Origin of the sequence: Salinicola endophyticus, from assembly GCF_040536835.1 — a bacterium.
GTDB lineage: Bacteria > Pseudomonadota > Gammaproteobacteria > Pseudomonadales > Halomonadaceae > Salinicola > Salinicola endophyticus_A.
This window is the reverse complement of sequence record NZ_CP159578.1, coordinates 4,014,302-4,035,182: the sequence shown is the minus strand read 5'-3', so window position 1 is coordinate 4,035,182 and position 20,881 is coordinate 4,014,302. Positions and strand designations below refer to the sequence as shown.

Annotated in this window: 18 protein-coding genes; 10 read left to right on the top strand and 8 right to left on the bottom strand. The window is 65.8% G+C overall.

Annotation, left to right across the window (positions count from 1 at the left end; translation table 11 throughout):
* Position 1 precedes the first annotated feature (1 nt).
* Positions 2–508 carry a TRAP transporter small permease gene (locus ABV408_RS18210; protein WP_353980288.1) on the bottom strand — a complete coding sequence of 169 codons (507 nt, stop codon included), beginning with the start codon at positions 506–508 and terminating at the stop codon, positions 2–4.
* Between the two features lie 167 nt (positions 509–675).
* Here ABV408_RS18210 and ABV408_RS18205 point away from each other — a divergent pair, with 167 nt between their 5' ends.
* The 8 genes from ABV408_RS18205 (at position 676) to ABV408_RS18170 (ending at position 10,138) form a co-directional block, all read left to right on the top strand.
* Positions 676–1,710 carry a LacI family DNA-binding transcriptional regulator gene (locus ABV408_RS18205; RefSeq protein ID WP_353980287.1) on the top strand — a complete coding sequence of 345 codons (1,035 nt, stop codon included), beginning with the start codon at positions 676–678 and terminating at the stop codon, positions 1,708–1,710.
* Positions 1,711–1,884: 174 nt separating this feature from the next.
* Positions 1,885–2,856, top strand: a complete 972-nt coding sequence (locus ABV408_RS18200) for a TRAP transporter substrate-binding protein (RefSeq protein WP_353980286.1) — start codon at positions 1,885–1,887, stop codon at positions 2,854–2,856.
* 88 nt (positions 2,857–2,944) lie between these two features.
* Positions 2,945–4,033 carry a glycoside hydrolase family 88 protein gene (locus ABV408_RS18195; protein WP_353980285.1) on the top strand — a complete coding sequence of 363 codons (1,089 nt, stop codon included), beginning with the start codon at positions 2,945–2,947 and terminating at the stop codon, positions 4,031–4,033.
* A gap of 424 nt (positions 4,034–4,457) precedes the next feature.
* Positions 4,458–6,047: an ABC transporter substrate-binding protein gene (locus ABV408_RS18190; protein ID WP_353980284.1), complete on the top strand. Its 1,590-nt coding sequence runs from the start codon at positions 4,458–4,460 to the stop codon at positions 6,045–6,047.
* A 74-nt stretch (positions 6,048–6,121) separates the two neighbouring features.
* Positions 6,122–7,126, top strand: a complete 1,005-nt coding sequence (locus ABV408_RS18185) for an ABC transporter permease subunit (protein WP_035472694.1) — start codon at positions 6,122–6,124, stop codon at positions 7,124–7,126.
* A 10-nt stretch (positions 7,127–7,136) separates the two neighbouring features.
* Positions 7,137–8,036 (top strand): ABC transporter permease subunit, encoded by a 900-nt coding sequence (locus ABV408_RS18180; RefSeq protein ID WP_353980283.1) that lies wholly within the window; start codon positions 7,137–7,139, stop codon positions 8,034–8,036.
* A 63-nt stretch (positions 8,037–8,099) separates the two neighbouring features.
* A complete protein-coding gene (locus ABV408_RS18175) occupies positions 8,100–9,143 on the top strand; it encodes an oligopeptide/dipeptide ABC transporter ATP-binding protein (RefSeq protein WP_353980282.1) in 1,044 nt (347 codons plus the stop codon).
* Positions 9,140–10,138: a dipeptide ABC transporter ATP-binding protein gene (locus tag ABV408_RS18170; RefSeq protein WP_353980281.1), complete on the top strand. Its 999-nt coding sequence runs from the start codon at positions 9,140–9,142 to the stop codon at positions 10,136–10,138. The genes ABV408_RS18175 and ABV408_RS18170 overlap by 4 nt, the downstream gene beginning before the upstream one ends.
* Positions 10,139–10,159: 21 nt before the next feature.
* Here the strand turns inward: ABV408_RS18170 and ABV408_RS18165 are convergent, their stop codons facing one another.
* The 6 genes from ABV408_RS18165 to ABV408_RS18140 all read right to left on the bottom strand — a co-directional run bounded on the left by ABV408_RS18165 (position 10,160) and on the right by ABV408_RS18140 (position 16,736).
* On the bottom strand, positions 10,160–11,320 hold the full coding sequence (locus ABV408_RS18165; protein ID WP_353980280.1) for a sn-glycerol-3-phosphate ABC transporter ATP-binding protein UgpC: 1,161 nt from the start codon (positions 11,318–11,320) through the stop codon (positions 10,160–10,162).
* Between the two features lie 25 nt (positions 11,321–11,345).
* A complete protein-coding gene (gene ugpE / locus ABV408_RS18160; protein ID WP_353980279.1) occupies positions 11,346–12,191 on the bottom strand; it encodes a sn-glycerol-3-phosphate ABC transporter permease UgpE in 846 nt (281 codons plus the stop codon).
* Positions 12,191–13,066, bottom strand: coding sequence for a sn-glycerol-3-phosphate ABC transporter permease UgpA (ugpA, locus tag ABV408_RS18155; protein ID WP_353980278.1), 876 nt, complete (start codon positions 13,064–13,066; stop codon positions 12,191–12,193). The genes ugpE and ugpA overlap by 1 nt, the downstream gene beginning before the upstream one ends.
* 125 nt (positions 13,067–13,191) lie before the next feature.
* The gene (gene ugpB / locus ABV408_RS18150; protein WP_353980277.1) at positions 13,192–14,517 is read right to left on the bottom strand and encodes a sn-glycerol-3-phosphate ABC transporter substrate-binding protein UgpB; all 1,326 of its coding nucleotides are present in this window, start codon (positions 14,515–14,517) and stop codon (positions 13,192–13,194) included.
* A gap of 157 nt (positions 14,518–14,674) precedes the next feature.
* Complete coding sequence (gene sbmA / locus ABV408_RS18145; protein ID WP_353980276.1) at positions 14,675–15,901, bottom strand: peptide antibiotic transporter SbmA; 1,227 nt, start codon at positions 15,899–15,901, stop codon at positions 14,675–14,677.
* Positions 15,902–15,998: 97 nt separating this feature from the next.
* Positions 15,999–16,736: a GntR family transcriptional regulator gene (locus tag ABV408_RS18140; protein WP_353980275.1), complete on the bottom strand. Its 738-nt coding sequence runs from the start codon at positions 16,734–16,736 to the stop codon at positions 15,999–16,001.
* A 213-nt stretch (positions 16,737–16,949) separates the two neighbouring features.
* On the opposite strand from ABV408_RS18140, the gene ABV408_RS18135 reads away from it, so the two are divergent.
* Positions 16,950–17,753: an amidohydrolase family protein gene (locus ABV408_RS18135; protein ID WP_353980274.1), complete on the top strand. Its 804-nt coding sequence runs from the start codon at positions 16,950–16,952 to the stop codon at positions 17,751–17,753.
* A gap of 84 nt (positions 17,754–17,837) precedes the next feature.
* On the top strand, positions 17,838–19,139 hold the full coding sequence (locus ABV408_RS18130; RefSeq protein ID WP_353980273.1) for an SLC13 family permease: 1,302 nt from the start codon (positions 17,838–17,840) through the stop codon (positions 19,137–19,139).
* A 204-nt stretch (positions 19,140–19,343) separates the two neighbouring features.
* On the opposite strand, the gene ABV408_RS18125 is transcribed toward ABV408_RS18130, so the two are convergent.
* Positions 19,344–20,828, bottom strand: coding sequence for an amidase (locus ABV408_RS18125; RefSeq protein WP_353980272.1), 1,485 nt, complete (start codon positions 20,826–20,828; stop codon positions 19,344–19,346).
* Between the last annotated feature and the right edge of the window lie 53 nt (positions 20,829–20,881).

The window sequence follows — 20,881 nt, the reverse complement described above, 5'->3', positions numbered from 1 at the left end:
GTCACGCCTCCCCGTCGCCAGCGGCGCCATACGGGAGAGGCAGGCGGTTGCCCAAGACCAGCCAGAGATTGGCGAGCTGGAGTGCGATGATGAGTACGGCTGATAGCGGCAGAATCAAGTACACGTAGCCCATCGGAATCTGAAGAATGGGAGAGACCTGGTCCAGGTTGGAAAGACTGGTCTGCCAGCCGGCGAGCAGCAGTACGATCACGGCGAAGCCGAGCACGATCAGCGAATTGATCAGGTAAAGCACTCTGGCGAAAGCGTGGGAAAGTCGCGCGGGGATCAGGTCCAGAGAGAGGTGTTGATGGGTGCTGAAACAGTAAGCGGAGCCGATCAATGCCATCCAGATCATCAAGAAACGCAGTGTCTCTTCGGTGTAGATGGCCGGTACGCCGAGCAAATAGCGGGTAATGACCTGCCACAGCATCAGACACACCATGATGACCAGCATTGTCGAAATCGAAAACAGTAGTGCTCTTTCCAGCCAGCGTTTTAACGACAGCATGATAAAGCTCCATCGGAGGTTTTCGCCGTCAGGGACGTTTATTGTCGAGTGGTACGAAACCGTGGCGATGACAAAGCGTGAATGACGCCATTTTTGTTTGCAATATGAAAAAAAATTTCATTATTTATACAATGGTCATAGCGTGACGGCGAACAGGGAGAGAGGCGATGAAGAACAAGGGGAGACGGCTGACGCTCGCCGACGTGGCAGCCCACTGCCAGGTATCCATCAGCACCGCTTCGCGCGCCATTTCGGGAACACCCGGCGTGCGTGCCGATCTGCGCGAACGCATTCTGGCCACCGCGCGTGAGCTCAACTATCAGCAGCCGAGCACCCTGGCCGGCCAGCGCATCGTCGTGCTGGCGAGCGCGCGCTCGGTGGTGGATTACCAGCGCAATCAGTTCACCACCCACGTGCTCTACGGCATCCAGGCCCAGGCGCGGCTGCTCGATCTGACCCTCGAGATGCAGAGTGCGCCCGACCGCGACAGCGAGCTGGCGCTGCTCGAGGCGGCTGCCGCGTCGCCGGAAGTGGCCGGCATGCTGTTCCTGGCGGTGGACGACGAGGTGGTGCTGGCCCAGGCGCGGACGCTGGGCAAGCCCATCGTGCTGGTCAACGGCGACGACCCCTTGATGCGCCTCTCCAGCGTGGCACCTCACAACCGCTCGGCGGCGGCAGCGGCGACCCAGTATCTGGTCGAGCTGGGGCATCGCCGCATTCTGTTCTGTACCAATCCCGGACGCCGCACCATCGCGCGTCGCCGCGAGGGGTGGCTAGATTCGCTGCCGGAAGAGGTTGCCGCCGCCCACGCCGAGCTCATCGTCGAGGTCGATGAGTGGACACCCGAGGCGGCGCGTGCCGGTATCGCCGCCAGGCTGGCGCGGGGTGACGATTTCAGCGCGGTGCTGTGCGCCGGCGACAGCCTGGCGATCGGTGTCGTGATGGAACTTCGTTCGCAAGGGCTGCGTGTCCCGCAGGATGTCTCCGTGGTGGGCATCGACGGGCTGCCCCAGGGCGAGTTCCTGACGCCTGCGCTCACCTCCATGCATGTGCCCATGCGCGATATTGGCCGGGCGGCGGTCAATCTCATGCGGGAGCACGTGCTCGATGAGAGTTACACCGCGCGCCGCGTCGAGTTGGGGTGCGTCCTCGTCGAACGCGCGTCGTCGGGGGCGTTTTCGGGCTCCCGTGGGCCAGCGTAGCGGGCGGCGATGGCAGAGCATCGCGTCGAAATCGTTGGGACCAAAGTGCAAGATATGAAATTTTTTTTCATATAGATATTGGTTTTCATCGAGGGATAGACTCTTTCTGGTCTGCGGTGGATAGCCTCGATAACGCCAAAACATCCTCCGCATGAATACTGCCAGGAGGATGTCATGCATCACTTTCTCAAGTGGATTGTTGCTCTATCTGTTGTCTTGTTCGGTAGCGTGAGTGCCGATGCCAGCGTTCGCATGAGACTGGCCAATACCCTGTCTCAGGACCATCCCAGCAGCGTGGTCTTACAGCAGTTCGCCGATGAAATACGTGACAAGACGGACGGCGAGGTATCGATCAAACTGTTCGTCAATGGCGTGCTGGGTTCCGAACGAGAAGCGCTCGAACAGTTGCAGAATGGCGCCGTGGATATCACCCGGGTCAGCGCCGCCAGTCTGGAGAACTTCGACCCCCTGTTTCGGGTCTTTTCCCTGCCCTACATCTTCAAGGACGAGCAGGATTTCTACGCCAAAATGCGGGGAAATGCCGTCGCTTCGGTGTATCAGGCGACCCGCAGTAAGGGCTTTCAGGGGCTGACCTTTTTCGATAGCGGTGCGCGTTCCTTCTACACCGTTCCCAGGCCGATCGAGTCTCCCAAGGACCTGCAGGGGCTGAAGCTGCGGGTGATCAACTCCAACACCTCCATCCGCATGGTCGAACTGATGGGCGGCATTCCCACACCGCTGCCCTACGGCGAGGTTTACACCGCACTGCAGTCGGGGGTCATCGATGGGGCCGAGAACAACCCCACCGCGCTGACCATCGGCAAGCATGGTGAGGTGGCGAAGTACTACTCACTCGACGAGCATCAGCGCATTCCCGATTTCCTGGTCATCTCCAACCGTGCCATGGACAAGCTGACCCCGGCGCAGCAGCAGATCGTGCGTGACGCGGCGGCTCATGCCACACAGTCCTATCGGCGGCTGTGGGACGCTGCCACGCGCCAGGCGCTGAGTGACGCCCGCGCCATGGGCGTCAAGATCAACCGCCCGGAGCAGGGACCTTTCCGCGAGGCAGTGCAGCCGCTCATCGACGACTACCGCCAGGACCCCGCGACCGGGGCGCTGCTGCGCCAGCTGCTCGCGCCCTGAGCGCGCCGGCGGTAACCAGGGCACGCCACGACGTGCCCATGCGCTACCACTTGAAAAATCGCTACTAAGTGAACAGGACGGTTGCTTGATGAATGCATCTCAAGACCTTTCCCAGGCGTCGCTCGAGCGGCAGATCGATCGTGTGATCCAAGGCCTGACCGAGTTGCGCCACGATGGCCGCTTTCACGAACCGAACCTGGATGGTTCAGCCGGCGACTATGTCAGCTTCGACAGCTGGGAGTGGCCCCAGGGGGTCGGTCTCTATGGTGTCGTCAGGTTGTGGCAGCGCAGCGGTGACGACGCCCTGCGTCAACTGCTGGAGGGCTGGTACGAGCGCCAGCTCGAGCGCGGGCTGCCGCCGCTCAATGTCAATACCACGGCACCCATGCTGGCGCTGTCGGTGCTCTGGGCCGAGACCCGCGAGGCGCGCTGGAAGGCGGTGCTGGATGGTTGGGCGGACCAGCTCATGGCGACACTGCCGCGTACCCGTAGCGGCGGCTTCCAGCACGATGTCTCGGACAAGATCAATGATGACGAGCTGTGGGACGATACCCTGTTCATGGTCGCGCTGTTCCTGGCGCACTACGGCCGTGCCGCCGGACGCGAGGCGCTGGTCGAAGAGGCCAACCTGCAGTTCTTGTTGCACACCCACTATCTGAGCGAGCGCGAGAGCGGGCTGTGGTTCCATGGTTGGACCTTCGATGGTCATCACAACTTCGCACGTGCCCGCTGGGCCCGCGGCAACTCGTGGATCTCCGCCGGTCTGCTGGATTTTCTCGACATGGCCGACCTGCCGCCGGCTCTCGAGCGCTACTTCACTTGGGTGCTGCGCGCGCAGATGGAGACCCTGATCGACTACCAGTGCCCCAGCGGCGCCTGGCGCACGTTGATCGACGACCCCACCGCCTACGAAGAGATGTCTGCTACTGCGGCATTCGGCTATGCCTTCTTGAAAGGCGCGAGGCTGGGCTACGGCAATGCGCGCTGGGCACAGGCCGGGCAGCGGGCGCTGGCGGCGGTGGTCTCGAACATCGGCGCGGATGGCCAACTGGCGAACGTCTCCTATGGCACGCGCATGGGCCATACGCTCGATTTCTATCGCGAGATTCCCCTCCATCCCACCGCCTACGGCCAGTCCATGGCGCTGCTGTGCCTGGTCGAGGCGCTAGAGCACTGAATGGCTGGCGCCGGAGCCTCCCGGCGCCAGCGCTCTGCTTCCCTACCCCTCCCTCCGGTAATGCTCTCGTTTTCCCCTGCGCTACCTGCTCGCTTGAATTGACCGGCTAAACGGGAACGTTGATCGGTATGCTGGCCGTGGCCGCGCAGCCCCCGACGTTCCTCGCCACCCAGGCCGCGGGGCAGGCGGCGCGTTGAGGCGGCTTGTCGAGACGGCGCGCTTAGAGTTTTGGGCTATAACCATATTGCGCCGTTAGCGCAAGCACCATGTCTCACGCTATCGGACAATTGATTAAACGCTAACCGACGAACTAACCTCAGGCGACTGCCCGCTGGGCCGAGCCGTCAGCGGGCAAGGCGACAACGATAAACGGCCACAAGCCGACAAAGACAATGACAGCGACCGCTGTGCAGGAGAATCTCCAATGAAAAAGACGCTGCTGGCCGCCGGTGTGGCGGCCATGATGATGGGCGCGACCCCGGTCATGGCCAAGACGCTGGTCTACTGCTCCGAAGGCTCGCCGGAGGGCTTCGACCCCGCGATCTACACCACCAGCACCACCTTCGATGCGACCAGCGAGACGGTGTTCAACATGCTGGTGCAGTTCAAGCCGGGCACCACCGAGCTGGAGCCGGCCATCGCCAAGAGCTGGGAAGTCTCCGACGATGGCCTGAGCGTGACCTTCCACCTGCGCGATGACGTCAAGTTCCAGACCACCGACTTCTTCACCCCCAGCCGGCCGCTCAACGCCGACGACGTCATCTGGAGCTTCGAGCGCCAGATGGACAAGGGCAACCCCTACTACAAGCTCGCCAACGGCAACTTCGAGTACTTCAACGCGATGTCGATGGGTGAGCTGATCAAGTCGATCGAGAAGGTCGACGAGCACACCGTCAAGTTCGTGCTGACCGAGCCCAATGCGCCGTTCCTGGCCAACCTGGCGATGCCCTTCGCGTCGATCCACTCCCAGGAGTACGAACAGCAGCTGATCGACGAGGGCAAGCCGCAGCAGGCCAACCAGCAGCCGATCGGTACCGGCCCGTTCCAGTTCGTCGCTTATCGTGAAGACGCGGCGATCCGCTATCAGGCCAACCCGGACTACTTCCGCGGCAAGCAGCCGATCGACAATCTGGTCTTCGCCATCACCCCGGATGCCCAGGTGCGCTACCAGAAGCTGATGGCCGGCGAGTGCCAGGTGATGCCGTTCCCCAACCCGTCCGACGTCAAGGCGATGAAGCAGAACGACGCCATCCAGGTGCTGCAGGAGCCGGGACTCAACGTGGCGTATCTGGCCTACAACACCCAGGAGAAGCCGTTCGACCAGCCGGAAGTGCGCCGCGCGCTCAATATGGCGATCAACAAGCAGGCGATCATCGACGCGGTGTTCCAGGGCGCGGGGGAAGTGGCCAAGAACCCGATTCCGCCGACCATGTGGAGCTACAACGACGCCGTCAAGGATGACCCCTACGACCCCGAGAAGGCCAAGCAGATGCTCGCCGACGCCGGGGTCAAGAACCTGAAGATGGACATCTGGGCGATGCCGGTCCAGCGTCCCTACATGCCCAACGCGCGGCGCACCGCCGAGCTGATGCAGGCGGATCTGGCCAAGGTCGGGGTCGACGTCAATATCGTCACCTACGAGTGGGGCGAGTATCTCAAGCGCGCCTCCGCGGTCGACCGCAAGGGCGCGGTGATCCTGGGCTGGACCGGTGACAACGGCGATCCGGACAACTTCATGGGGACCCTGTTGAGCTGTGCCGGTGTCGGCGGTGCCAACCGTTCGCAGTGGTGCTACAAGCCGTTCGACGATCTGATCCAGCAGGCGCGTACGCTGAGCGATCAGGCCGAACGCGCCAAGCTCTACGAGAAGGCGCAGGTGATCTTCAAGCAGCAGGCGCCGTGGGACACCCTGGCCCACTCGACGGTGTTCATGCCGATCCGCAAGGAGGTCACCGGCTACGTGATCAATCCGCTGGGTCTGCATAGCTTCGAAGGCGTCGATATCCAAGAGTAACTCCCTCCCTTCGTGGTGCACGGGGCAGCCTGGCGGCTGCTCCGTGCCCGCGCATGACTAGTCAGACCCTCACTATGTTCAAGTTCATTCTGGTCAAGCTGGCGCAGCTGGTGCCGACCTTCATCGGCGTCACCATCGTGGCGTTCGCCTTCATTCGTCTGCTGCCGGGCGATCCGATCCTGCTGATGGCGGGCGAGCGCGGCATCTCCGCCGAGCGCTACGCCCAGCTACAGGCGCAGTTCGGCTTCGACCGGCCGCTGCCGGTGCAGTACTGGGAGTTCCTCAAGGGGCTCTTGCACGGTGACCTGGGCAACTCTCTGGTCACCCACTCGCCGGTGGTCGGCGAGTTCTTCAGCCGCTTCCCGGCGACCATGGAGCTGTCGCTGTTCGCGCTCGCCTTCGCCGTGATCATCGGCCTGCCGGCCGGGGTGCTGGCGGCGATCCGCCGTGGCAAGACGCTCGACCACACCGTGGTCGGCATCAGCCTGACCGGCTATTCGATGCCGATCTTCTGGTGGGGCCTTTTGCTGATCATGTTCTTCTCCGGCACCCTCGGCTGGACCCCGGTCTCCGGGCGCATCTCCTTCATGTACTTCATCGAGCCGGTCACCGGTTTCATGACCATCGACACCCTGCTCGCCGGCGACTGGGGCGCCTTCCTCTCCGCGCTGCACCATCTGATCCTGCCCGCCATCGTGCTCGGCACCATTCCGTTGGCGGTGATCGCGCGCCAGACCCGCTCCTCGATGCTCGAAGTGCTGGGCGAGGACTACGTGCGCACGGCGCGGGCCAAGGGGCTCTCCAGCTACCGCGTGATCATGGTGCACACCCTGCGCAATGCGCTGATCTCGGTGGTCACGGTGATCGGGCTGCAGGTGGGGCTGCTGCTGGCCGGGGCGATCCTGACCGAGACGATCTTCTCGTGGCCGGGCATCGGCAAGTGGATGATCGATGCGATCTCGCGGCGCGACTACCCCTCGGTGCAGGGCGGTCTGGTGCTGATCGCGTTCATCGTGATGATCGTCAATCTGCTGGTCGATCTCGCCTATGGGGTCATTAATCCGCGCATCCGTCATTGAGGACCCAAAAATGGCTGCAATTTCTACCCCTGCCGCGCCCGGGACGTTTCGCCATCAGTTGGGCGGCTTCTGGAAGGATTTCAGCGCCAGCCGCGGCGCCCTGGTCGGGCTGATCTTCATTGCGCTGATCTTTCTGGTGGCGCTGCTGGCGCCCTGGGTGGCGCCCCACGATCCGGCACTGCAGGACCGCTCGGCGCTGCTGGTGCCGCCGGTGTGGCACGCCGAGGGCAGCTGGCGCTATCTGCTGGGCACCGATGCGGTGGGCCGCGACATTCTCTCGCGGCTGATCTATGGCGCCCGCTACTCGCTCTCGATCAGCGCCATGGTGGTGCTGATCTCGATGTGTGGCGGCATCTTCCTGGGGCTGCTGGCGGGCTACTTCCGCGGCTGGGTCGAGACCGTGATCACCCGCGTGATGGACGTGGTGCTGGCTTTCCCCAGCCTGCTGCTGGCGCTGGGCCTGGTGGCGATCCTGAGCCCGGGGCTGACCAGCGCGATGATCGCCATCGCCCTGGTACAGCTGCCCTACTTCGTGCGCCTGACGCGCGCGGCGGTGATCGGCGAGAAGAGCCGCGAGTACGTCACCGCCAGCCGCCTGGCCGGGGCCGGCCATATGCGTCTGATGTTCAACACCCTGCTGCCCAACTGCATGGCGCCGCTGATCGTACAGGCAACGCTGTCGTTCTCCACCGCGATCCTGGATATCGCCGCGCTGGGCTTTCTGGGCATGGGCGTGCAGCCGCCGACCCCCGAGTGGGGCGCGATGCTGGCCAATGCGCGCGAGTTCATGGGGAGCGCCTACTGGGCGGTCACCTTCCCGGGGCTGGTCATTCTGCTGACCGTGCTGATGATCAACCTGATGGGCGACGGGCTGCGCGATGCGCTGGACCCGAAGATGAAACGATCGTGAGCGCGAGGTCCGCCCCCGGCGCTGAAGACCGGGGCGGGCGTGGCGACGCGACGAGGAGTTCACATGGCATTACTTGATATCGCAGGCCTGAGCGTGCGATTCCAGACCAACAGTGGCCTGTTCACGGCGGTCGAGAACGTCGATATCCAGGTGGATCACGGCGACGTGCTGTCGATCGTCGGCGAGTCCGGCTCGGGCAAGTCGGTCTCGATGCTGGCGACCATGGGGCTGCTGCCGTGGACCGCCCAGGTCAGCGCCGAGCGCATGGCCTTCGACGGCCAGGATCTGCAGCGTCTGAGTTCGCGTCAGCGCCGGCGCATCGTCGGCGGCGAGATGTCGATGATCTTTCAGGAGCCGATGAGCAGCCTGAATCCGTGCTTCACCGTGGGCACCCAGATCGACGAGATGATCAAGCAGCACAAGGGCGGCTCGCGCCGCGAGCGTCACGAGCGGGCGCTGGAACTGCTCGCCCAGGTGGGGATTCCCGACCCGGCGCGGCGGATCAAGGCGTATCCGCATCAGCTCTCCGGCGGCATGAGCCAGCGGGTGATGATCGCCATGGCGATCTCCTGCGATCCGCGGCTGCTGATCGCCGACGAGCCGACCACGGCGCTGGATGTCACCATTCAGGCCCAGATCCTCGAACTGCTGCTCAAGCTGCAGGAGGAGAAGGGCATGGCGCTGATCCTGATCACCCACGACATGGGCGTGGTCGCCGAGACCGCCAAGCAGGTGATCGTGCAGTACGCCGGGCGCCAGGTGGAGCAGCAGGAGGTGAGGTCGCTGTTCGCCCACCCGCGCCACCCCTATACCGAGGCGCTGCTCTCGGCCCTGCCGGAGCGCGCCGCGGGGCAGTCGCGGCTGCCGACCATCCCCGGCGTGGTGCCGGGCCAGCACGACCGCCCCACCGGCTGTCTGTTCAACCCGCGCTGCCGTTACGCCACCGACCACTGCCGCGAGGTGGAGCCGGTGGCGGCGCCGGATGACCCGGCGCGCACGCTGTGCCACTACCCGCTCGGGCGGCCGGATGGCGAGGCGTCATCCGACCCTTCCCCCGGCGTCTCGCCCGAGGCGTCTTCCCCCTCGCGACCGGAGGTGCGTCCATGAGCCGTGAAGCGGTACTGCGCGCGCGTCACCTGACGCGCTACTACGAGATCAAGGGCGGGCCGTTCTCCAGGCCGGCCACGGTCAAGGCGCTCAACGAGGCCTCGTTCGAGCTGTTCGCCGGGCAGACGCTGGCGGTGGTCGGCGAGTCGGGCTGCGGCAAGTCGACCCTGGCGCGGGTGCTGACGATGATCGAGCCGCCCACCAGCGGCGAGCTCAGCATCAACGGCCAGGCGGTGGCGCTCAAGCCGGGCCAGCGCCCGCCGGCGGCGCTGCGCCGCGAGGTGCAGATCATCTTCCAGAACCCCTATGGCTCGCTCAACCCGCGCAAGACCGTGGCGACCATGCTGGAGGAGCCGCTCAAGCTCAACCGCCGCGAGATGAGCGCAAGCCAGCGCCGCGCCGCCGCGCTGGAGATGATCGAGAAGGTGGGCCTGCGCCCCGAGCACGCCGATCGCTACCCGCACATGTTCTCCGGCGGCCAGCGTCAGCGTATCGCGATCGCCCGCGCGCTGATGCTCAACCCTAAGATCCTGGTGCTCGACGAGCCGGTCTCGGCGCTGGATCTGTCGATCCAGGCCCAGGTGCTCAATCTGCTCGCGGATCTACAGGATGAGTTCGGGCTGGCCTACGTGTTCATCTCCCACGATCTCTCGGTGGTGCGGCGCATCGCCGACGACGTCATCGTGATGTACTTCGGCCAGCCGGTGGAGACGGGGCCGGCGGAGACGGTTTTCAGCCAGCCGCGCCACCCCTACACCCAGGCGCTGTTCTCGGCCACGCCGGTGGCCGACCCCAACCGGCGCCGCGAGCGGGTACGGCTAAAAGGCGAGCCGCCGTCACCGCTGGCGCCGCCGCCGGGCTGCCCGTTCGCCCCGCGCTGCCATCGTGCCACCGAGGCCTGCACCCGCACCGACCCGCCGCTGGAGCCGGTGGACGACACGGTCAGCGTGGCCTGTATCCACGTCGAGACCCGGGGCGCGCAGGCGGCGTCCTGATCCCAGCAGAGCGATACCGTCTCAGGCGATGCGCGATGTCGCTGCTGATGTCTCGGCGACAAGACGCGCCCGCCGTGCCAGACGCCGCTCTTCGGCGTCGAACAGGTGCAGCGGGCCGTCGACGCCGAGGCGGATCTCGCTGCCCTCACGCAGTGCCGCGGCCTCCAGCGTGGCCAGCGGCAGCCGCGCGGTGAGCGGGGCGTCGAGCCCCGGCAGGCGGCAGTAGGCCAGCGCATCCACCCCCAGGCGTTCGATCATCTCCAGGGTGACCGCGAACTCGCCCTGCGGGTCGAGGCGCAGATGCTCCGGGCGTACGCCCAGGGTGGCGGCACGCGCGGGCGCCTTGACCTCCGCGTTCGCCGCCGTATCGGCCCTGGCTTCGGCCTCGAGGGCGTCTGTTTCGAGGATCAGGCCGCCGGGCAGCCGTGCTCTGCCGTCGCTGTGGGTCACCGGCAGCAGGTTCATCGCCGGTGAGCCGATGAAGCGCGCCACGAAGCAACTGGCGGGCGTCTCGAACAGGCTCATCGGAGTGCCGATCTGCTCGATGCGGCCGTCGCGCATGACGACCAGACGGTCGGCCAGGGTCATCGCCTCGACCTGGTCGTGGGTGACATAGAGCATGCTCGCGCCCAGGCGCTGCTGCAGGCGTCGAATCTCCAGGCGCATCTGCACGCGCAGCGCGGCATCGAGGTTGGAGAGCGGCTCGTCGAACAGGAACACGCGCGGCTCGCGCACGATCGCCCTGCCCATCGCCACGCGCTGGCGCTGGCCGCCGGAGAGCTGGCGCGGGCGGCGTTCGAGCAGCGCCTCGATGCCCAGCAGGGTCGCGGCCTCGCGTACCCGGCGCGTGATCTCCTCGCGCGGGCGCTTCTGCAGCTTGAGCGCATAGGCCATGTTGTCGAACACGCTCATGTGCGGGTAGAGGGCGTAGTTCTGGAATACCATCGCCACCCCGCGCTGGGCCGGCTCCAGGCGGTTGGCCAGCGTCCCGCCGATCTCCAGCTCGCCATCACTGATAGTCTCGAGCCCCGCCACCAGCCGCAGGAAGGTCGACTTCCCGCAGCCCGAGGGGCCCACCACGACCATCAGCTCGCCACTTTCCAGGGTCAGATCGATACCGTCGACGGCGCGCTGGCCGCCCTTGTAGGTCTTGCCGAGCTGGCGGCATGTCAGCGTGGCCATGGGATGAGTCTCTTGGCGTTTGGGGTCACTTTTCGGCATCGGTCAGCCCACGCACGAAGAAGCGCTGCATGGCGACGATCACCACCACCGGCGGCAGCACCGTGAGCAGCGTCATCGCGGTGGCCAGTTGCCAGGGCGGCAGGGTGTCGGTGGACTGCACCAGATTCTTCAGACTGATCACGGCGGTGGCGTGATCCGGCGAGTTGGCCGCCAGCAGCGGCCACAGGTACTGGTTCCAGCTATAGATGAACATGATCACGAACAGCGCCGCGAGGTTGGTCCGCGACAGCGGCAGCACGAAATCCTTGAGAAAGCGCAGCGGCCCGGCGCCATCCAGCCGTGCCGCCTCGAACAGCTCCGACGGCAGGCTCAGAAAGCACTGGCGCAGCAGGAAGGTGGCGGTGGCCGAGGCGATCAGCGGCAGGATCATCCCGGCGTAGGTATCGATCAGCCCGAAGCGCGCCACCACGCCGTAGGTCGGCACGATGCGCACTTCCACCGGCAGCATCAGGGTGACGAAGATCAGCCAGAAGCAGAGCGTGCGGCAGGGAAAGCGGAAGAACACGATGGCATAGGCGGCCAGCAGCGAGATCGCGATCTTGCCCAGGGCGATACCCAGCGCCATCACCAGCGAGTTGCCGAGCAGGCGCAGGGCGCTGACGCCGAGCCCGGGCATCGGCTGCGACAGTAGCTGCCAGTAGTTGGCCAGCCCCTGGTCGCCGAACCACAGCGGGGCGATGCCGTTCTGCAGATCCGCGGCACTATGGGTGGAGGCGGTGAGCGCGAGCCACAGCGGTAGCCCGAAGATCACCACGCCAATGATCAGCAGCAGGTGAGTGAGGCCGTCGAGGCCGGGGCGACGATAGCGCATCAGTAGGCGACCTTGCGTTCGAGATAGCGGAACTGGATGAAGGTGAGCACCCCGACCAGCAGCATCAGCAGCACCGACTGGGCGCTGGAGCCGCCCAGGTCGCGGCCCACGAAGCCATCCTCGTAGAGCTTGTAGACCAGCGTGCGGGTGGCGCCGCCGGGGCCGCCCAGGGTGGTGTTGTCGATGGTGGCGAAGGTCTCGAACAGCACGTAGACGCTGTTCATCACCAGCAGGAAGAAGGCGGTCGGCGACAGCAGCGGCAGGGTGATGCCGAAGAAGCGCCGAAACGGCCCGGCGCCGTCGATGGCGGCGGCCTCGAGCAGCGAGGCGGGGATCATCTGCAGCCCGGCGAGAAAGAACACGAAGTTATAGCTCATCTGCTGCCAGATCGAGGCGATCACCACCAGCGCCAGCGCCTGGCCGGGGTCGAGCTGGGCATCCCAGTGCACGCCGAAAGCGGCCAGGGCGTGGGTCAGCACGCCGAGCACCGGGTCGAACATGAACAGCCACAAAAGCCCTGCCACCGCCGGTGCTACCGCATAGGGCCAGGTGAGCAGCACGCGGTAGAGCTTGGCGCCGTGGAGCACGCGGTCGGCGAGGACCGCCAGCAGCAGTGCCAGACCCATGGCGCCCGCCGCCACCAGCAGGCTGAACAGCGCGGTGACGCCGAAGGCGTGCCAGTAGCCGGGGGAGCTGAGCACATGCTGAAAGTTGGCGAGCCCGACGAAGCGCTCACCGAGGCCGAAGGCATCCTGCACGTAGAACGCCTGACGCACTGACTCGGCGGCGGGCCAGAAGAAGAAGATGGCAACCACCGCGAGCTGGGGCGCCAGCAGCAGCCAGGGAGTGACGGAGTGACGTTCGAAAGTGGTCATCTTGATCGGCACAGCGGGCGGCTTGCGCCGCCCGCTTTCAGGGACTCGACAGGAGAGAAGGACATCTCAGGCGCTTAGGGTTTGGACACAAGGTCAGCGCGCGCAGATCGTTTGCGTACGCAGCCCTAGTTCGAGACGCTGCGCTCGAACTGCTCGAGCTCCGCATTGCCACGCTTGGCGGCCTCGGTCAGTGCCTGGGCGGCGGGCTCGCTGCCGTTGAACGCTTTCTCCAGCTGCTCGGCGATGATGTTGCGGATCTGCGGCATGTTGCCCAGACGCAGGCCGCGGCCGTTGTCATCCGGCGTGCCCCGGGTCAGCTGGTCGATCGCCACGCTGGCGCCCGGCGTCTTGGCGTAGAAGCCCTCTTCTTTCAACTGCTGATAGGCGGCAGTGGTGATCGGCACATAGCCGGTGAAGCTGGCCCAGTCGGCCTGTATCGCCGGCGAGGAGAGGAAGTTGAGGAACTCGGCCACGCCTTTGTAGACCTTGTCCGACTGGCCCTGCATGACCCACAGCGAGGCGCCGCCGATGATCGAGTTGCGGGGCTGGCTCACCGCTTCGGCGTCATAGGGCAGCGGGGCGATGCCGAAGGTGAACTTGCCCTTGGCGGCTTCCTGGATACCCGCACGCGAGGCGGAGGAGGTGGTCAGCATGGCGCAGCGCCCCGACTGGAAACGCTTGGTGCCGTTGTCGGCGCGGCCGCCATACTCGAAGGCGTGGCTCTTCTGCCACTCGGCCAGATCCTGGATATGCCCCACCGTGGCCGGCTGCTTGTCGAACACCAGGCGGGCGTCGGTACCATTGAAGCCGTTGGCCTGGGTGGCGAAGGGCACATCGTTGATCGCGCTGAAGTTCTCCAGCTGGGTCCAGCTCGGCCAGGCGGTGGTCAGACCGCACTCGGCGGCGCCGCTCTCGACCAGCTTGTGGGCGTCCTTGCCGACCTCGGCCCAGGTCTTGGGCGGCGTCTCGATGCCGGCCTTGGCGAAGGCGTCCTTGTTGTAATAAAGCACCGGGGTGGAGGAGTTGAAAGGCATCGACAGCATGTGGCCGTCGCGCGAGGTGTAGTAGCTCTTCACCGCCGGAAGGAAGGCGTCGGGATCGAACGCCGTGCCGGTGTCCTGCATCAACTGGTAGACCGGATAGATCGCGCCCTTGGCGTTCATCATCGTCGCCGTGCCGACCTCGAACACCTGGGTGATCGCCGGTGCCTGGCCGGCGCGGAAAGCAGCGATGGTCGCGGTCAGATTATCGCTGTAGCTGCCCTTGTAGACGGGCTTGACCACATAGTCGTCCTGGGAGGCGTTGAACTCGTCGGCGATGGCGTTGACCTTCTCGCCGAGCACGCCCTCCATGGCGTGCCACCAGGTGATGGTGGTGGCCGCCTGGGCCGAGGTGGAGAGAGAGAGCGCGGTGACAGCGACGAACGGAAGCAGCATAGGGGTAAGGCGCACGGTACATCTCCTGACAGAGCGTTACAGGGTGTGGTGCGTACGCTAGGACGACAAGATGTCAGGAGCGTGGCATTCGAATGTCATTTGAATGACAGCGCTTTGACCGGGCGGTGACGTGGCGATGAAGGCAGGGCGCTGCGTGCCCCGCCGTCATCTCTCAGGTCGTTGCCTGGGGGGCCTCCGGCGTGCGTTCGATCATCCGCTCGAAGGTGCGCAGACGTTTGACGATCGACAGCAGTTCGATGATGGTCGACCAAGAGTTGACCAGATACTGGAAGGAGTCGCGCACCTGGCCGAAGACGTTGAGGATCTGCTGCAACAGGCCCAGGGTCAGCTTGCCGGCGACGATCGAGGGCGCCAGCACGATGAAGGCAAAGACCGCATCCGCCTGCAGGTAGAAGATGCGCGCGATATTGAAGTAGGCATAGTGCCAGTAGAGCCGGAAGTAGTTGCGCCGCACCGCCTGAAAAAGCTCCGCTACCGTGGCCGGGCGGGCGCGCTCGGCGGCGTCCTCGCCGTAGACCAGCTCCTTGCGGTAGGCCGCCTCCACGCGCTGATTGCGAAACTCCAGCCCCGGTAGCTTGACCCCTGCCAGTGCCAGGAACAGGGTACCGAACAGCGACCAGGCGACCGCCGACCACACCAGGGCGTTGGAGACGTGCCCGACCAGCGGCAGTTCGGTGATGTGCTGGGACATCGTTACCAGCAGCGGCAGGAAGGCGATCAGCGTCAGCACCGACTTGAGCAGACTCACCCCCAGCCCCTCCAGCGTGGTGGAGAAACGCATGGTGTCCTCCTGCACGCGCTGAGCGGCCCCCTCGACATGGCGCAGGCGCGACCAGTGGTGCATGTAGTAGTCGTTCATCGCCCAACGCCAGCGGAAGATGTAGTGGCTGACGAAGAACAGGTTGAACACCCCCACCGTGACCGCGACGAAGGCGATACCGGCGAAGGCGAGCATTTCGCCGTAGAGATCCGCCGCGCTCACCGCGCCGTCGCCGCTCAGCGCCCGCTGCACCATGTCCCAGAACGGCCCGTACCAGGCGTTGACCGCGACGCTGGTCTGGACCGAGAAGTAGGTCAAGAACACGATCAGCGCGCTGCCGAGGATCGACCAGCGCTGCCAGCGGTGCGGGCTTAAGCGGAACCAGGCGGCGGCGAAGAGCGCCGTGCACAGGATGTAGTAGAGGTAGAACCACAAAAACGACGGCGCCCAGAAGCGCGAGACATCGATCGGCAGCTCGGCGCCGGGGGCGAGCGGGGGCAGGCCGATGACGGCACCCCAGGCGTTGGCGGTGGTGTCCCACAGCCCCAGGCACAGCAGCGACCAGACGAGTGCGCTGAGCGAGAGCAGCGCGGGTCGAGGAAAGAAGGATCGAAACACGGTGACATCCTGCGCGGCGATGGGAGCGGGCCCGGCATCTTGAGGCCCTCTCCATCGACCGTGACGCCCGCGTTACGTTCCCTTACGGGTCGCGGTCTCAGGTGATGTCGACCTGATAGCGAAAGGTCTCGGCATTGCCCAGGGTGCGGCGAAACTCCAGCGGCGTGCCGTCGTAACCCAGCGCCAGGCGTTCGATGTTCACCACCGGCGCCCCCTCGGCGATCTCCAGCGCCGCGGCGGTGTGGGCGTCGGCGGTCTCCACGGTGAGGGTCTCGCGCGCCGAGGCCACCAGCTGGCCGCACTGGGTCTCGTAGAAGGGGTAGAGCAGGTTCTCGAACGCCTCCGGGTCCACCGACATCAGCCGGTCGAAGCGCGCCGCCGGCAGCCAGATCTCCTCCCGCGAGACGTTGCTGCCGCCGATCTGGCGCAGCCGTTCGAGCTTGATCACCTCGCTCCCCGGGGCGAGGTCCAGCGCCTTGGCCACGTTCTCCGGGGCCTGGGCACGCGTTCGGCTCAGAATCCGGCTGGTGGGTACTTGGCGCTCGCCGAGCGCATCCACCTGGCGGAAGAAACGGAACAGGGAGCCCTGGAAGTTGGGGCGCCGAATGAAGGTGCCGCGCCCCTGGCTGCGCTCCATCAGGCCGTCCTGGACCAGGGTATCCACGGCCTTGCGCAGGGTGCCCACCGCGACGCCGTACTGCTTGGTCAGCTCGGCTTCGGTGGGGATGGCGATGCCGGGTGCCCACTCCCCGGAAGCGATGCGCGAGAGCATATCGTCGCGCAGGCGTTGATAGAGCGGCAGACGTTCGTCGGTCTGCAGGCTCGACGTTCTCATCACGTTAGGTTCCCTGCCTGTTATTGATTTCAATGTATCACCTTTAGTCGTAGGTAAAGAAAACTGCGACTAAAAGCGTGTATGCTGTCGATTGATCTATTCATATAGATGAATGGATGAGTCGAAGCGGTCGGACAAGGGCTGATTGCATAGGCTTATATCATGTGATTCAAGGATTTTATGATGCATTCTACTGCTAAAGTCGTAACGGGCGTGGATACCCATGCTCACATCTTCCAGCGCGATCTGCCGCTGGTGGAGGGCCGGCGCTATAGCCCGGACTACGACGCCAAGGTGGAAACGTATCTGGCCCATCTGGACCGCTGTGGCCTGTCCCACGGTGTCCTGGTGCAGCCGAGCTTCCTCGGTACCGACAACGACTATCTGTTGGCGGCACTGCGCCGCTACCCCGAGCGGCTGCGCGGCACCGCGGTGGTCGAACCGACGATCTCTGCGGCTGCGCTGGATGCGCTCGACGCCGCCGGGGTGGTCAGCGTGCGTCTCAACCTGATCGGCAAGACGCTCGACGATTACGCCGCGGCGCCGTGGCAGGGCTTCTTCACGGAGCTGGCCCGGCGCCGCTGGTCGGTGGAGATCCAGCGCGGAATGGAAGATCTCGATGACGTGGTGGCGCCGATCCTGGACGCCGGCTGCGACGTGGTGATCGATCACTTCGGCCTGCCGGGCGGCGAAATCGATCCGGTGAATCCGGCACATCGTGCACTACTGACGCGGATGGCGCACCAGCCGCTGTGGGTCAAGCTCTCGGCCACCTACCGCAGCCGGTCGAGCCTGGATCAGGCGAGCCGCTCGATCGAGCGGCTGCGCGACGCCTACGGCCACAGCGAGAACCTGCTGTGGGGCAGCGACTGGCCGCACACCCGCTTCGAGGCGGACACCGACTACGACGCCCAGTTCGCGCTGCTGGAGAAGCTGCTGCCTGACCCGCAAGAGCGCCGCCAGGTGCTGGTCGACAACCCGGCGCGGCTGTTTCGGATCGCGCTGGCGGGCGAGTGAGCGCCCGCTTGCGCAGACACGCCAACAACATCACTCCGGGAGCCGGACGCGCCGGTACCGGGATCACGCACGAGGGGAACTGACATGATGAGTCTGCTGGTGGTGGGGGCGATCATCGTCTCCATCGTTCTCGGCTACCGCTTCAAGCTCAACATCGGGCTGTTCGCGATCGCCTTCGCCTACCTGATCGGCTGCTTCGGCATGGGCATGAGCCCCAAGGAGGTGATCGCCACCTGGCCGCTGAAGATCTTCTTCATCATCTTCTCGGTCTGCCTGTTCTACAGTTTCGCCATCGTCAACGGCACCCTGGAGAAGCTCGCCGAGCATCTGATGTACCGCTGCCGCAACGTGCCCAGCCTGATGCCGTTCGCGATCTTTCTCGCCGCCACGGTGATCTCCGGGCTCGGCGCCGGCTACTACACCGTGCTGGCGTTCATGGCACCGATCACCCTGCTGCTGTGCAACCGCACCGGTCTTAGCCTGATCGTCGGGGGGATGGCGGTGAACTACGGCGCGCTGGCCGGGGCCAACTTCGTCTCCAGCCAGAGCGGGATCATCTTCCGCACCCTGATGACCAGTTCTGGCGTCTCCGACAACCAGGCCTTCATCAATGCCCTGGGCATCTTCGCCAGCACCCTGATCGTGCCGGTGGTGGTGCTCGCCGGGCTGATCGTGGTGGGGCGCCGGCGCGGCAGCGCGGTGGCCTCGCTGGAGCACATCGAGCGTCCCGCGCCGCTCAACCGCGAGCAGAAGACCACCCTGACGCTGACGTTGATCATGATGGCCACGGTGCTGCTGCCGCCGATCGCCAGCCTGCTGCTGCCCGGCAATGCCGCGATCGCCTTCGTCAACGCCAAGGTCGATATCGGCCTGATCGCCAGCGTGTTCTCGGTCATCGCGCTGCTGCTCAAGCTGGGCGACGAGCGCCAGGCGATCGCCTCGCTGCCGTGGGGCACCATCATCATGATCTGCGGGGTCGGCATGCTGATCTCGGTGGCGATCAAGGCCGGCACCATCGATCTGCTGGGGTCGTGGATCGGCACCAACATCCCGCCGGCGCTGATTCCGGTCGCCTTCGGCGTGGCGGCGGCGCTGATGTCGCTGTTCGCCAGCACCCTGGGCGTGGTCACCCCGGCGCTGTTCCCGCTGGTGCTGCCGATCGCCAACACCCTGGCCATCGACCCGATGATCATCTTCATCGCCATCGTGGTCGGCGCCCAGGCCACCTCGATCTCGCCGTTCTCCTCCGGTGGCAGCCTGATCCTCGGCTCCTGCCCCGATGACCGCGCGCGTGCCGGGCTGCTGCCCAAGCTGCTGTTCCGCGCCGCGCCGCTGGGCTTCGTCGCGGCGATGGTGTTCAACCTGCTGCTGACCTTCGTGTTCTAACGTTCACATGAAAAGTCGGCGAGCACAGTACTTTTCAGGAAGTGCCTGACGCGCCGGCGACAGGACCAACCGCCAGGGGCGGCATCATCGATGCCGCCCCTGGTGTTTCTGAATCGGTGTTTCTGAGTCGGTGTTTCTGGATTGCGCCTCTGGACGCGTGTCCCTGGCGCCTCGAGTGCCAGAGCGCGGGGTTCGCGACGAGGCTCAGCCGCTCAGCGCGGCGGGCATGGGGGCCAGCTCGCCGCTGATGCGCTCGTAGAGACGTGCCAGTTGCAGCAGGCCCCAGTCGTCGCGCGGGGCGCCGATCAACTGCAGCCCCATCGGCAGGCCCCGGGCATCGACGCCGGCGGGCACGCTGATCGCGGGCAGACCCGCCAGCGAGGCGGGCACCACCACCTCCATCCAGCGGTGGTAGGTATCCATGGTGCGGCCGTCGATGGTCTCGGGCCAGGGCGTGTCGAGGGCGAACGGGAATACCTGAGCGCTGGGCATGGCGACGTAGTCGACCCGTTCGAAGAGGGCGCACCAGGCGCGATAGATCTCACTGCGGCGCACATTGGCCGCGTGGATGTCCTGGGCCGAGAGCGCGAGCCCGCGAGCGACCTCCCATTGCGCCTCCGGCTTGAGCTGGTGGCGGCTGTCGGGGTCGGCGTAGTACCCGCCGAGACTGCCGCACACCGCCCAGTGGCGCAGGGTGGTCCAGCTCTGCCACTGGGCCTCGGGCGAGTACGGCAGGGCCGCCGGTTCGATCCGGCAGCCGCCCGCTTCCAGCCGCTGCAGCGCGCTTTCGCACAGCGCGAGCACCCCCGGCTCCAGCGCCAGGTGCCCCGACCAGTCCCCCAGCCAGGCGATACGCAGGCCATCGCCGTCGCGCTCGAGCGCCGCCGCCGGATCTTGCCCGGTGGGCAGCAGCGCTTCACCCAGCGACAGCGGCGCGCGGCGGTCGTAGCCCGCCTGCACGGCGAGCAGGCGGGCCACGTCCTCGACGCTGCGGCCCATGGGGCCGTTGGTGGCAAGCTGCTGGCCGAACGCCTCCGGCGCCAGACCGGGGACGCGCCCGAACGAGGGGCGCAGGCCGATCACCTGGTTGAAGGCGGCGGGGTTGCGCAGCGAGCCCATCATGTCGCTGCCGTCGGCCACCGGCAGCAGGCGCATGGCCAGCGCGGCGGCGGCACCGCCGCTGGAGCCGCCGGCGGTGCGGGTCGGCGCGTGGGCGTTGCGGGTGGCGCCGAACACCGGGTTGTAGGTGTGCGAGCCGAGCCCGAACTCCGGCGTATTGGTCTTGCCGATCACGATGGCCCCGGCGGCGCGCATACGCGCGACCATCAGGCTGTCGGCGTCGGCGCGATGATCGCGGCACAGCGGCGAGCCCTGCATGGTGGGCAGCCCCTGCACGTCGGAGAGATCCTTGATCGCCTGGGGCACGCCGTGCAGCCAGCCGCGCGAGCGCCCGGCGGCGAGTTCGCGGTCGGCCGCCTCCGCCTCCGCCAGCAGTGTCGCCGAAGGGCGCCGGGAGACGAGCGCATTGAGCGACGGGTTGGCGGCATCGATATGCGCCAGATAGGCCGCCATCACGTCGCGGCACGATACCTCGCGGGCGTGTATTCGCCGGGAGAGCGTGGTGGCGCTCCAGGTGACGATCTCATCGAGCGCGTGCGCGATGGTGGGGCCGGCGTTGGCGTGGGGCATGCGCGTCTCCTCGCTGGGTGGGTGACGGGAAGCCGCCAGCATACCCCAGGGCG

Excerpts from the sequence above, each read along its gene's own strand:
- ABV408_RS18210 (WP_353980288.1), bottom strand. The coding sequence starts at position 508 with ATGCTGTCGTTAAAACGCTGGCTGGAAAGAGCACTACTGTTTTCGATT.
- ABV408_RS18205 (WP_353980287.1), top strand. The coding sequence starts at position 676 with ATGAAGAACAAGGGGAGACGGCTGACGCTCGCCGACGTGGCAGCCCAC.
- ABV408_RS18200 (WP_353980286.1), top strand. The coding sequence starts at position 1,885 with ATGCATCACTTTCTCAAGTGGATTGTTGCTCTATCTGTTGTCTTGTTC.
- ABV408_RS18195 (WP_353980285.1), top strand. The coding sequence starts at position 2,945 with ATGAATGCATCTCAAGACCTTTCCCAGGCGTCGCTCGAGCGGCAGATC.
- ABV408_RS18190 (WP_353980284.1), top strand. The coding sequence starts at position 4,458 with ATGAAAAAGACGCTGCTGGCCGCCGGTGTGGCGGCCATGATGATGGGC.
- ABV408_RS18185 (WP_035472694.1), top strand. The coding sequence starts at position 6,122 with ATGTTCAAGTTCATTCTGGTCAAGCTGGCGCAGCTGGTGCCGACCTTC.
- ABV408_RS18180 (WP_353980283.1), top strand. The coding sequence starts at position 7,137 with ATGGCTGCAATTTCTACCCCTGCCGCGCCCGGGACGTTTCGCCATCAG.
- ABV408_RS18175 (WP_353980282.1), top strand. The coding sequence starts at position 8,100 with ATGGCATTACTTGATATCGCAGGCCTGAGCGTGCGATTCCAGACCAAC.
- ABV408_RS18170 (WP_353980281.1), top strand. The coding sequence starts at position 9,140 with ATGAGCCGTGAAGCGGTACTGCGCGCGCGTCACCTGACGCGCTACTAC.
- ABV408_RS18165 (WP_353980280.1), bottom strand. The coding sequence starts at position 11,320 with ATGGCCACGCTGACATGCCGCCAGCTCGGCAAGACCTACAAGGGCGGC.
- ugpE (WP_353980279.1), bottom strand. The coding sequence starts at position 12,191 with ATGCGCTATCGTCGCCCCGGCCTCGACGGCCTCACTCACCTGCTGCTG.
- ugpA (WP_353980278.1), bottom strand. The coding sequence starts at position 13,066 with ATGACCACTTTCGAACGTCACTCCGTCACTCCCTGGCTGCTGCTGGCG.
- ABV408_RS18140 (WP_353980275.1), bottom strand. The coding sequence starts at position 16,736 with ATGAGAACGTCGAGCCTGCAGACCGACGAACGTCTGCCGCTCTATCAA.
- ABV408_RS18130 (WP_353980273.1), top strand. The coding sequence starts at position 17,838 with ATGATGAGTCTGCTGGTGGTGGGGGCGATCATCGTCTCCATCGTTCTC.
- ABV408_RS18125 (WP_353980272.1), bottom strand. The coding sequence starts at position 20,828 with ATGCCCCACGCCAACGCCGGCCCCACCATCGCGCACGCGCTCGATGAG.